12 protein-coding genes are annotated in these 12,695 nt (G+C 37.9%); 4 read left to right on the top strand and 8 right to left on the bottom strand.

All coding sequences use genetic code 11. The features are described from left to right. The first annotated feature begins 164 nt into the window (after window positions 1-164). Window positions 165-1,595: a sigma-54 interaction domain-containing protein gene (locus tag N7Z68_RS07710; RefSeq protein WP_275117893.1), complete on the top strand. Its 1,431-nt coding sequence runs from the start codon at window positions 165-167 to the stop codon at window positions 1,593-1,595. A 51-nt stretch (window positions 1,596-1,646) separates the two neighbouring features. On the opposite strand, the gene N7Z68_RS07715 is transcribed toward N7Z68_RS07710, so the two are convergent. From N7Z68_RS07715 to N7Z68_RS07725, 3 genes are all read right to left on the bottom strand, one after another. After that, the gene (locus N7Z68_RS07715) at window positions 1,647-2,618 is read right to left on the bottom strand and encodes an aldo/keto reductase (RefSeq protein WP_275117894.1); all 972 of its coding nucleotides are present in this window, start codon (window positions 2,616-2,618) and stop codon (window positions 1,647-1,649) included. 95 nt (window positions 2,619-2,713) lie between these two features. Beyond that, on the bottom strand, window positions 2,714-3,277 hold the full coding sequence (locus tag N7Z68_RS07720; protein ID WP_275117895.1) for a hypothetical protein: 564 nt from the start codon (window positions 3,275-3,277) through the stop codon (window positions 2,714-2,716). 206 nt (window positions 3,278-3,483) lie between these two features. Beyond that, window positions 3,484-3,720: a DUF3953 domain-containing protein gene (locus N7Z68_RS07725; RefSeq protein WP_275117896.1), complete on the bottom strand. Its 237-nt coding sequence runs from the start codon at window positions 3,718-3,720 to the stop codon at window positions 3,484-3,486. A gap of 354 nt (window positions 3,721-4,074) precedes the next feature. Between N7Z68_RS07725 and N7Z68_RS07730 the strand changes: the two genes are divergently transcribed. Beyond that, complete coding sequence (locus N7Z68_RS07730; RefSeq protein ID WP_275117897.1) at window positions 4,075-5,319, top strand: S8 family serine peptidase; 1,245 nt, start codon at window positions 4,075-4,077, stop codon at window positions 5,317-5,319. 166 nt (window positions 5,320-5,485) lie between these two features. Here N7Z68_RS07730 and N7Z68_RS07735 read toward each other — a convergent pair whose 3' ends face one another. The 3 genes from N7Z68_RS07735 to N7Z68_RS07745 all read right to left on the bottom strand — a co-directional run bounded on the left by N7Z68_RS07735 (window position 5,486) and on the right by N7Z68_RS07745 (window position 7,722). Beyond that, a complete protein-coding gene (locus N7Z68_RS07735) occupies window positions 5,486-5,719 on the bottom strand; it encodes a small multi-drug export protein (protein WP_275118071.1) in 234 nt (77 codons plus the stop codon). Window positions 5,720-5,871: 152 nt separating this feature from the next. Then, complete coding sequence (locus tag N7Z68_RS07740; RefSeq protein ID WP_275117898.1) at window positions 5,872-7,308, bottom strand: RNA-guided endonuclease InsQ/TnpB family protein; 1,437 nt, start codon at window positions 7,306-7,308, stop codon at window positions 5,872-5,874. 33 nt (window positions 7,309-7,341) lie between these two features. After that, entirely contained in the window at window positions 7,342-7,722 is a 381-nt protein-coding gene (locus N7Z68_RS07745; protein WP_275117899.1) for a small multi-drug export protein, read from the bottom strand. 282 nt (window positions 7,723-8,004) lie between these two features. Between N7Z68_RS07745 and N7Z68_RS07750 the strand changes: the two genes are divergently transcribed. Beyond that, window positions 8,005-8,544 (top strand): RNA polymerase sigma factor, encoded by a 540-nt coding sequence (locus N7Z68_RS07750; protein ID WP_275117900.1) that lies wholly within the window; start codon window positions 8,005-8,007, stop codon window positions 8,542-8,544. Continuing rightward, entirely contained in the window at window positions 8,520-9,821 is a 1,302-nt protein-coding gene (locus N7Z68_RS07755; protein WP_275117901.1) for a DUF4179 domain-containing protein, read from the top strand. Before N7Z68_RS07750 ends, N7Z68_RS07755 begins: the two co-directional genes overlap by 25 nt. A gap of 87 nt (window positions 9,822-9,908) precedes the next feature. On the opposite strand, the gene N7Z68_RS07760 is transcribed toward N7Z68_RS07755, so the two are convergent. After that, window positions 9,909-11,858 carry an FtsX-like permease family protein gene (locus N7Z68_RS07760; protein WP_275117902.1) on the bottom strand — a complete coding sequence of 650 codons (1,950 nt, stop codon included), beginning with the start codon at window positions 11,856-11,858 and terminating at the stop codon, window positions 9,909-9,911. After that, window positions 11,855-12,613 carry an ABC transporter ATP-binding protein gene (locus N7Z68_RS07765; protein ID WP_275117903.1) on the bottom strand — a complete coding sequence of 253 codons (759 nt, stop codon included), beginning with the start codon at window positions 12,611-12,613 and terminating at the stop codon, window positions 11,855-11,857. Before N7Z68_RS07765 ends, N7Z68_RS07760 begins: the two co-directional genes overlap by 4 nt. Between the last annotated feature and the right edge of the window lie 82 nt (window positions 12,614-12,695).

The raw sequence follows: 12,695 nt of genomic DNA on the forward strand, positions 1-12,695 counted from the left end.
TTCGCGTGCCAATTTTAAAAATACTCTCACTATTCAAATAACAACCTCAAAGACAATTTTTTTGTCCATTTTCTCGCAATATTTTTTATTACGAAAAAAATATTTGCTAAATTTATTTGAAAATTTTAATATAATAGAAAAGTGGAATAGAAAGGATAGATGAAATGATTAATAGACAAACAATCGATAAGCTCCTGCAGACTCAAAAAATCTATGAAACGTTAATTAATGAAATAGATGTCGGTGTACATGCCATTGACCATACAGGAAGAACGATGATCTATAATGACAAAATGATGGAAATTGAGTCAATGAGGAAGGAAGAAGTCATTGATAAAAATTTTCAAGATGTATTTATGTTTGAAGATGGACAAGGAAGTACGTTACTGAACGCCTTACATCATAAAAAGGAAGTGAAAAATCAGAAGCAGACCTACTATAACAATAAAGGAAAAGAAATAACGACGATTAATAACACATTCCCGGTTTATGACGGCGAAACTGCTATAGGAGCCATTGAGATTGCTAAAGATGTTACGGTGATAGAACGGTTAGTCAGAAAAAATATGGGGATCAACGTTAATACGCGCTATTCTTTTGACAACATTATTGGATCCAGCTTAGCTATTAAAGAAGTCATTGAAAACACAAAGCGAGCAACACGTACCGCTTCTTCCGTACTTATCGTAGGAGAAACCGGAACTGGTAAAGAATTATTTGCTCAAAGTATTCATAATGGAAGTGACCGGTCGTCTGCACCGTTTATCTCTCAAAACTGCGCGGCAATTCCTGATAGCTTAATAGAAAGTCTACTATTTGGGACGAAAAAAGGAGCATTCACAGGGGCTATCGATCGTCCGGGATTATTTGAACAAGCGGAAGGCGGAACTCTCTTACTTGATGAAATCAACTCCCTAAGTCCTATGCTGCAGGCTAAATTATTAAGGGCTATACAGGAAAAATCAATCCGAAGAGTCGGAGATACTGTTGACCGAAAAATAAATGTTCGGATTATCTCAACCATTAATGAAGACCCGATTGAGGCGATTTCGAATCAACGATTACGCAAGGATCTCTTTTATCGACTAAGTGTAGTATCCCTTTTTATTCCTCCCCTTCGTGAACGAAAAGAAGATATTATTCAACTCATTGATTTCTTTATTAAAAAATATAACCATATGTTTCAAATGAATATCAAAGGCGTTTCTGAGGAAGTGTCATCTCTTTTAACGAATTATGATTGGCCTGGCAATATAAGAGAGCTCGAACATGTCATTGAAGGAGCTATAAATCTGATGATAGATGAAGAGGTAATTGAAGTTTCCCATTTACCTTATAATTTTCGAAATAAGTCCGTGAGCAAGTCTAATGATACATACCCAAAAGAACCGTCGATCATTGGGGTTCATCAATTTACAGCTAACGATAAACAACAACCGTTACGCAACCTTAAAGATTTCTTGTTAGAAGCTGAGAATTACTATATTAACAAAGCACTTGAGAAACACAAGTTTCACGTAACAAACGCTGCTAAAGAACTCGGACTCAGCAGACAAAGTCTTCAATATAGAATGAAGCGATTAGATAATAACTAATAATCAAAATAAACCATTAGGACAAAGGATCCTAATGGTTTATTTTTAGTTTTAATTTATTTCTTCCGTACGATCAGTTGCAGGTGGTGGTGTGATCGATAAACTTGAAATCTCTTCACGCCACTCCTTCGTCATGTTTACATCTAATGCAGCTAACGAGTATTCTAGCTGTTCAACGTTTCTGGCACCGATTATTGGGGCGGTGACCCCCGGATGTGCCATCACCCATGACACCGCAAGCGTAGCTGGATGTATTCCTTGTTCGTTCGCGTGGGCAGTAAATCGTTCTGCTACTTCAAAGTTCATTTGCTCACTATAACGTTTGGTATACATCTCTTGTTCGACTAACCGACCTTGCTGCGGCTTACTATTCACACCATACTTCCCAGTTAATAATCCGCCACCTAATGGACTGTATGTGATGACGCCCAATTGTTCGGACTGAGCAAGCGGTAAAATTTCAACTTCGGATTGACGTTTTACGAGATTGTACATCGGTTGAATTAACTCAAACCGTGCCAATTGCTCTTTGGCTGATATACCGAGCGCCTTCGCGATTTGCCACGCTGCCCAGTTACTAACCGCTGGATAAAGGATCTTTCCTTGAGCTTGAAGATCATCTAATGCACGAAGGGTTTCTTCCATCGGTGTATCTTCATCAAATTTATGTACAAAGTAAAAATCAAGTCGATCGGTTTTTAACCGTCGTAACGTATTTTCCACTTCCAACATAATATGGCGACGCGAAAGGCCTCTTGCATTGACATCATTACCCGTTGGAAAATAGACTTTGGAAGCTAGCACAATTTCATCACGACAGTCTTCAATACATTCCCCTAAAATTTCTTCAGCCACTCCGTTACTGTACATATTGGCACAATCATAAAAATTAATGCCTGCCTCACGTGTGCGCTTAAACATCTTTTTAGACGTTTCTCGATCGGCATTTCCACCAAAAGACATTGTCCCAAAGCATAAGCTTGACACTTTAATTCCTGTTTTTCCAACTGTACGATACTCCATCGTTACCCCTCCATTGAATTCATTTCGTAATGCATTACTTAAGTATCCCTGACTTTCTTTTATAACTATTGAGTTAAGTATGATTTCTGTAAAATTCAATCGATATCCTTTAATAACAATTCCAACTCATACTTCAAGTTGCTTCTCGTTTCCAGGTCCACATCACCCGTCACTTCTTCGACTGGGTATTTTTCCTGTGAAACGATCGAGTGTTTTAACCGTAAAAATGTACTTAACGTAAAATCACAGTCATCCCAATCGGTACGATAACCGACGATTCCTTGTCTCTTAATCAATAAATCTACTTCTTTAATCACGCATTTTAAAAACTCGTCATAGCAACATTCTGTATCCATCCATATTTCAGCCTTATTTTTAAAGCTTAAATCATCATAGTATTCTACTTTTACAGACAATACGCGCTTCTCTTTTAATTCAAAGGTCCAGACAATCCCATCTGGTTCACCGTCCCATTGACAGTTGCTGATGTTCTTTACGTCTCTTTTAGGGACACAATCTGAGTTTAACTCCATTAATGCGACTAAAAAATCATCCAAACAGTTGGTGATATAACTCGCGGTAAACTCTAGTTTTTGCGAATTCAGTTCCAAGGTACACGTCGCCCAGCCAGTCCCGCTTACTATATAATTAAAATTCATATCCTTCACCTTCATATCAAATATAAAATACTAGAGTACTCTATTCGTAGTTGCTGCCATTTTCTGTTTTACCTCTAGGGGTTTCCTTTATTAAGTTCGATTTGAGTTCCTGTTTTTCCTTCGTCTAATTAAAGTTGAAACTATTACAATTTCTTCACAATAGAAAAAGGAGCTGCTTTACCAACAACTCCTTTGCTATATTAGCTTTAACTCAGTAAAAACCCTTGTATAGAAACTAATAGAACAAATAAAGATACCCCGATGCTCATATATCCCCAAAACGCTTTTCTATCTCTTTGTAGTTCAAGGATTCCTGTCAACATAATCGCTATTGATAAAAACAATAATAAATAAGGTGAAGTCGCCATGTTTCCTGTGATCATACTAAATAGCGCTAATCCTGTTACGATTATAGATGAGACCAATCTTAGTTTCTTTAGCATACTCTACCTCCTGCCACTAGTTCGTTACACCTTTTAAGTCCATTTAATAGATATATATTGGTATGAAATAAGGTTTATGACAGATACGAGATTAAGCAGTTCCTTCTCAATCTCAATTTTATTAACTGAATTTTATACAGTACATTTACCCTACTCTCTCTTACAGTCACTATTAGGATTTTTAGGTAGGTTGATGTAGTTGGATTTTTCGAAACACTAAATATCTACTAGTAAGTTAAAATACTATTTTCTCATTTTTCAAAAAACGATTTATTTCTAAAGGGAAACTATTTCGCGACACGAATATACCTCTAGCAAGTTTTTAAAAAATTTATAAACTTATGGAGGTCATTTATGAAGAAATGGTTAGCTGGATTATCATTAGCAGGTTTACTTGCACTTGGAGGCTCAGGGGCAATGGCAGCGGAAAAAACGGACTATATCGTCACGTTCTCGGGTCAATCCATTCCTCAAAGTCTTATCACAGAAATGAAAGGTTTAGGGGCCGAGATCATTCAGGAAGTACCGCAAATCGGTGTTGTCAATGTAAGTTCTTCAAACCCTGACTTTAAAGCATGGGCGGAAAGTCAATCTGGCATAGCAGCTGTATCAGAGGATGTTGAAATTCGTTCTCCTGAAACAGAATTTGAATTTGCCTACCGTTTTGACGAAGGTTTACGTGTGGACACAGATGGTCCTGATTTGTATGAAGAATATCAGTGGGATATTAAACGAGTTACAAACAACGGAGCATCTTGGGACATTCAGCCCGGGAATCATGATGTTTTAGTAGCAATCATTGACAGTGGTGTGGATACGACACATCCTGATTTACAAAGAAACCTATTATATGCAAAATCATTTGTTCCAGGCACTGCTGATGATTCTTTTAGAGGAAATCATGGTACACATGTTGCCGGTACGATTGGAGCTAACGGTAGAGTCATGGGAGTAGGTCCTGAATTAGGAATTGCATCCTACCGCGTTTCAAGCTGGACAAGTATTTTAGCTGGTATCACAGCCGCTGCTGATGATGGGGTCGATGTGGCCAACTTAAGCTTAGGTACGTACAGTTTTATGAACGATGAACAACAAAGAACGCTTCACTTATCCGCATCTCGCGCGGTTAGATATGCACAAAACAAAGGCATGTTTATTGTTGGTGCAAACGGAAACAACGCAATTGACTTAGGCAAGAAAATGCATACGGTTCCTGGAGAAGGAGCACAGTGGTCAGGCCCGTTACATGACACATTCTCGGATATCCCTTGGGTCATCAGTGTTTCTTCGTCTACAATTAACGACACTCTAGCAAATTACTCCAATTATGGTAATGTTGACCTTGCTGGTCCAGGTGGAGATGCCGCCGCACGTACATTATCAACAATTTCAGGTGGATACGGATATATGATCGGTACAAGTATGGCTGCTCCAAAAGTAGCTGCTGCGATCGGAGTTGTGAAAGCACAAAACCCTGATATGAAACCAGCTCAAATTAGAGCTTTACTTCAGCAAACAGCGGACGGTGGGAGCAAAGGAACAAGCCGTCAACATTTTGGACATGGGATTGTGAATGTTTATAATGCGTTACAAAGATAAATAATAAAAAGAGGCTCCCCTTTGACGATTGGATCGTGATGAGGCAGCCTTTTTTATAGCTTTTAGGGAATTAATTTTCATTACTTGCACTAACATCCTGCTACTAAACTAACTAACAAGACTACGAGGCGTCGGATCAAGTTTACAATGTCCAACAAGAATTAACTTAATACAATGGATATGTAATTATCCCCATAATTACCGCAGATACCAAAACTCCAAAACTAATCGATAGAAAAGCGACTCGAAATGGAATAAAAAACAAGATTGCAGCTAAGCATGCACTATACGCCCCTGTCGTCGGAAACGGAACCGCTGTAAATAACACTAATCCAAAAGCTCCGTACTTTTCTAATTTACGACTTTTGCTCATCGTCCTCTGATATAACCAATGATGAATACTCCCACCACTTAATTTCTACGAAATTTGAAGTGGGGGTTTCTGAGGTATCGACTTTGGAAATGACGATTAACCATCAGTGGAGTTGACACATTGGTGTGCTAAAAACACCCAACCCCGCTATCCCATTGGTCTTGCCTTTGGGATTACTTTTATTTGAGTAGGAATGATGTCGGTTGCAGTAAGCATTTAAAGTCTGAAAAAGGTTCTTCAAATGCATGTTTGAATACCTTCCTCATGATGTTGGCTGCTCCGTTTACATCAGCATTGATAAGAATTCCGTTCTTCGAACGGTAAAGACCACGACTAATACGCTTACCAGAAAATGATTTTTTCAAACCACATTCACCATAAACGGGAATATCATCGTTATCTAGGAAACTCGCTTTTGAAGTATAAGACTCTTCATTAACATGGACTTTAATTCCATGTCTCTCTGTCTTGTATTTAATCATCTGGATTAAAAGGCTGTGCGGAATGGTTGTAAATGCTTGATTATTTCTTTTCCCCATATTGGAGCATTGCTTCCACTCTTTGTTGTGACCGATGATGATGGTATCAATATCATCTTCTAGAGCGATTTTCTCAATATGATGACTGGCTTTATGAAACAAGTCTTTGATTTTGTTAAAACGCTTATTGTTAATTCTTTCTAAACGCTTGGAGGTAAAAGGACCCTCTTTTTCATTTTTTCCATGACGAAGAATACCCGTGAAATGGGCTTTCAATTGATTATACCGTTGATTGACAGATTTAATATTTTTGCCCTTCACTAATACAGTCTTACCTGTGTTTGTGACGATGGTTGCAAGATTATCATTTCCTAAGTCAATCGACATATAACGTTTCTTGGAAACTTTCATTTCTTGTTCCGAAGGAACACTAAAAATTAACTCAACAACATAATGTCCGTACCTTGGGTTCACACGAACTTGTTTGAGTTTTCCTTCGGAGTAACCCAATTTTCCGATATTCAAACGGTCTTTTGTTTTGGGAAACTTCAAGTACTTATCATCTTTAATCACACAATCTTGATTGGAAAAAGATACTTCTTTTTCTGTAGCACGACTATACCCTGGAATTTTGGGTCTTGCTTTGAACTTATTCTGATTGGATTTGTATTCTCGTAAACTACCATAAAACGATTTCCAGTTCTGGAATACTGTTTTCATGACTCCTTGACTTGATTGAGCAGGGAGAGAGCGATAGTCGTTTTGTGCTAAAACCTTAAACAAAGCATCCAAAAAGTTGTAATCTACGTACGGTTTCTTTTTTGACGGCAACTCAAATAAATTACATTGGATGTCTTTTTGTGTATCTTTCTCTTTCTGCATTTCTTTTTTCATTTTTTTAAAACAAGAAATGGTCTGAACTTCGTTCATTTTATCTATGTTTTGATACACCATTTCTAAAACTTCTTTCTGGAGGGGCTGTAGCTCTTTACTTGAATAAAGACCCGTGTAAATTTGACGAATAAAAAAGTTAGTTGTATTGTGCATATTTTTTGCGTTTTGACACATCTCTTGAAAGTAAGAATACATACGATGACCCTTTTTCACCCATATTTGCATTGTTTTATAGTTTTCCATTTCAATTTCACCTCCGAACATATGTTTCTATATTTATTTTACCAAAAAAGGTGAGAAATTCCTAGTGATGACACTCAAAACCGCCAAGAGGACTCCCACCTGAAATTCTAACGAATTTTTGAGGAAGGAGTCCTCTTGGCTGAAATGATAGAAACGATCGTAGAAGTTGAACCTGACTAACCACTTACTTATCGGGCGGAACAGTAATAAAATCGGTGCAATCGGAAGCAGATTTCCTAATATACTGTATACGAGCGCTGATTGAAATGATAAGTCTAAGAATGCTCCTGCCGGTAACCCACCCCGTAATTCGATAATCGGCAATGCTGAAATGATAACAATAATAGCTTCTGGTGGTAAAAAACTTAAATGTTCAATGAGTCCCTCTTGTATCGTTTTCTTAAAATTATCCACTCGAACAAATTTCCTCCATAATTGTTAAAATTTCCACTTTTATTCATCTTATCATATCTTCCTTTTGAATTGGACTTACTCCTGTTTGATTTTTTCACCTTCCACTTCCATTACAATATTTTCCTATCTCCCCTACTAATCTTGTATAATAGCAAGATGGTTAATAACAACATATCGTTTTTACATAAATATCTACTTTTTAAAGAAAAACATTATTTTGTTGAAACTTCCTCCCTCACTTATGTATCTAACAAATAGAACATCACGAAAGGAGCACGATTCGTGGAGCAAATAAAGATCGTCAAAAAAGCGAAAAAAGGCGATGTGGACTCATTCGAGCAACTCATCCTTATTCATAAATTAACGATGTATCGTGTAGCAAAAACGATACTTTCACGAGATGAAGATTGTGCCGATGCGATGCAAGAAGCGATATTAAAAGCCTTCCAAAGCATCCATACGTTGCGAGAACCTGCTTACTTTAAATCCTGGTTGATCCGCATTTTAATGAATGAATCTCATCAACTGCACAGACAAAGAAGAAACCTTACGACCTATGACCATTTTGTTGAGCCCTTTTCCGAAGATAAAGGTTACGAAAAGATTGAAATCCAGGAAATGCTCGACACTCTTCCAAGTGAACAGAGTCAACTTTTAAAACTGTTTCATATTGAAGATCTTTCAATTCAGGAAATCTCTCAAATCTATGAAACACCTGAAAATACGATTAAAACTAAATTACGCAGGGCGCGGGAAAAAGTCCGTCAACACCTAGTAAAACATGAGGAGGGTTTAACATGGAAAAATGGGAACAGCAACTAAAAAATGACGTGAATACCTCCCTGCCAACTGAAGTCGATCAACGTATTTCAGCAACCTTGCAACAACTGCCACGAAAAAAACAACGCCCTAAATTCATCTTCGGTTTAACGGCAGCAGTAATAGCCTTAATTGTGACAACGAGTTTACCATTTTTATCTCCAACGATTGCCGAGACCATGAAAAAGCTCCCTGTTGTTGGCTCTGCATTTGAATTTGTTGGTAATATCGGCATGAAAAAAGGCGCTGATGATGGTTTAGCGACCTCTCTAGGTGAGCAAATTGAATTTGATGGCCATCTTGTTACCTTCACAGAGACACTTTATGATGGCGGTGAGATCCACCTCGGCTATATTCTTGAAATGACAAACCCAGCCCAACCTCCTCAGTTTTTAGGGACATTTGACTTACTAATCAACGGAAAACCTTCAGGTGGCTACGGAATGGGTGGTCATGAAGAAGAAATAGAAGAAGGTTTGTATGCTGGGGCTGTAAGTATCAGGTTAAGTGAAGAAGTACCAGATTCGTTTTTACTTGGCATCCGTCCACATGAAGGGCGTTCATGGTTTGTACAACTACCTGTAGAAAAGCAGGGAGATCAAAAATCAGTTCTAGTCAATCAAAAAAGAGAAACAGACGGATTAGCAATTGTATATGATAAAGTTACATTCTTCCCTACCTCTACACAATTGACTTTGCGATTAATTATGGACGAAGAAGATTTCTTCAATGATCGCTTTATGTTGCTAGATTATCTTGTGACAGATGATCAAGGTCGTGTACTGCAACCATTTAGTGGCGGTGGTGGTGGCGGGGGACCCGAAAATGGTAAAGTCACTCATACATTTGAACAGTATTTTGAACCACTTGATGTTGTACCGAGCTCGATTACGATTCGTCCGTACCTTGGTGACTTTAAAGAAACCGTTCCTAAGAGCATCAAGAAAAAATGGATGAACGAGGAACTTATACTTTCCCAAGGAGAAATGGGTGAAATCACTTTCTTAGATGTTAAAAAAAGTGATGATGTCTTTACATTAACTTACGAGGTGAGCGGATTGGATGCCTATCGTCAAGCCAATGCCATCTGGCTAGAAGACGGAGACGGAAATCGTTACTACAGTTTAAAACCCGCACTTCGCGTCGACGGAACGACCCATCAATATCAATCTTCCTTTGAAACGACAGTACCGTTAGAGGAGTTATACTTTACTACAATTAGTTTGAATGCTCCTAACTTCTTGGAAGAGCTAGAGATAAAGATAGAGTTAGACAGATAACTATTTAAAAAGTATAGAGGAACAGGTATCTAACCTCCTTCCTCTATACTTTTTTTGTTCCAAACACGGAGTAACCTCTATTCCTTTTTACCTGACAATACGTGAATACTGTGCTTTTGTTATGTAATAAAAGACTCCATATACAATGGCATATGCGACATACATAATTGCTGAAAATCCTAACACCGTCAGATACGAATGATTAACAGTAATCATATGCGTGAAAACGATCGTATCGGCAGCTTTCATTGCAAATATACTATGGAGGATCCCGATGAGTAACGGAATAAGGAAAACCGGTAGCAAACGCTGCGTAATGACCTTCTTTTCAACTTCCTCATTCATTCCAATTTTTCGTAACATTTTATATTGATGCTTTTCTTCTTCTGCAGCCATGACTTGCTTGAAGTATAACAAACTGGCCGTCATTAAAATGAAGACGCCACTCATGAAAAATCCAATAAAACAAACAAGCCCAAACACTTCCATCGTTTCACTATAATGGTTATAAGCTGTTCGGTAACTCCCTGCATTTCCAGCTAAAATAGTGCTTAACCTTTCGTTGAGAGTGCTCGATGTTAAAGCGTTTGTATAATTAAATACATGAGCGAAGTTGTCCGTTGAAAGAACATCTCCGGTCTGACGTAATACTTGAAAATCATCATCATGCAGTATGAGGTTATGCAAACCACCAAACGTTCCCAGCCCCGTCGCAAGCGCTGCTGTAATTTCCATCGTGTTCTCGGAAAAGTGAAGCTCATGCCCCAGGATCGCCTGCTCCATATCACTTAGTAATGAGGGATGAGTATAAGTTACAGTGCCTTCTTTTACATTTAATGGTTGTAGTCTTGTTTGAGACAATAAAATAAGTTGATTAAACTCTGTCTCGCTGTATACTCTAAAATAATTATCCTCACTCGTTATATACGTTCTGCTTTCATCGAACACATTCTGCATTTTCGGTGCGGTCTGAAACATCTCGACTGAGTAAGCGTCAATAACCGTCGCGTCGTGTTCATTAAAACTCGCGTTTACTTGTTCGAGTAACCCTTCCTCTCCTCCATAAAAGTACATATCATACCCGATGATTTCATACGTATTTTCTTCTATATTACTATAAAGCGTATAACCGGTAGCAATCGCTGTTGTTGCAACGGCAGAAAGGACAGCAATTGTTGCCATCAGTGAAGAAATCGTTGTCATTTGATGAGAAAAAGACGCTGTAGAAATTAAACGAGCCCCTTTGTAATACAACGTTTGATCTCTTTTAATCAGGCTGAAAACCTTTGGTAGCCCGCCCCAAAAAAACAAATACGTTCCGACAACAACTAATGTAATGATGAGAAAGGCATAAGTGACCACTTGATTTGCATCGTTTATGGCAGCCAAATAATAACCTAAGCCAACAACTAAAAATGAGAAAATTAATAGTCCATAAGATCCTTTGGCAACACCTTCAGATTTTTTTTCAGCTTTGAATAAATCAACTAATTCAAACTGATGGATGATACGAAATCCCGACAAACCCATTATTGAAAAAATGACGAGAAAAACTACGATCGTTATAAAAATAGACATAGGATCGATAGCAAAAGAAATATGTCCAGTATAGGAAGCGAGCGATAAATCTAGTAACACCATCGCAACCAACTTTGAGAAGAAAATCCCTGTACCAATCCCGACAGCCAACGTCGCTATACCAACCATCATCGTTTCTATAAACAGCAATTTCCCAATTTTTACGTCTGTCATCCCAAACAATGAATACGTTGAAATCTCTTTTTTTCTCGCTTTAATAAAACTAGTATTTGAGCTAATCAGAAAGAATAATACGAACACCATAATAATGACCCCAAAGCTCAAAAGCAGTGCCTGGTACCTGTCACTATACGTAAATGCGTTCCTGACAGTTTCATTGTGAATGAGCGCAATGAACGTATACGTGGTAAATACACTAAAACTTAATGAAAAAAAGTACATCAAATATTTCTTTGAATTCAATTTAATATTTCGAAGAGCTAATGTATAAAGATTCATGGGCGCTCTCCTCCCAGCACACTCATGACGTCAATAATCGCATCAAAAAACTGTTTTTTATCATCTCCAGCATATAATTCGTTGTAGATTTTACCGTCACGGATAAACATAATTTTTTGGCAATAGCTAGCGGCAAATACGTCATGAGTAACCATTAATATCGTAACCCCGTACTCCTTATTAATATAGGTTAATAGATGAAGGAGATCCTTACTCGATCGCGAATCTAAATTCCCAGTCGGTTCATCAGCGAGGATCAGCTTAGGCTTTGTAATTAAAGCACGACAAGCAGCTGTCCGTTGTTGTTCACCTCCTGACACTTCATAAGGGTATTTATCAATCACTTCCGTTATCCCTAGATCTGTAATTAATGGCCGCAGTTTTACTTCGATCTCTTCAACAGAAGCTCCCTGTAAAGCTAGCGGTAAAATAATGTTTTCTTTTAACGTCATCGTTTCTAGTAAATTATAATCTTGAAAAATAAAGCCGATATTTTCAATTCGATGCGTCGCAAGCTCTTTTTTACTCAGCCCCGCAATATCTTTTTCATTCATTATAAAGCGACCAGATGTTGGCTTATCCAGACTTCCAAGAATATTAAGCAATGTTGTTTTCCCAGAACCAGACGCCCCCATCACACCAATAAATTCACCCTGTTTCACTACAAAGCTAATATCACGTAAAGCTTGATATTGATTGGTACTATTGGTTGATCCATAAATTTTACTAATATTCTCAACTTGTATCATGTTCATAACAGACACCCCCGAGTTATGATTTATACATTTACTTTATCTCAGATACGGCATAACAAAAATCGAATGACCTTACAGTTTC

The organism is Alkalihalobacterium chitinilyticum (assembly GCF_029028005.1).
Taxonomy (GTDB): domain Bacteria; phylum Bacillota; class Bacilli; order Bacillales; family Bacillaceae_F; genus Alkalihalobacterium; species Alkalihalobacterium chitinilyticum.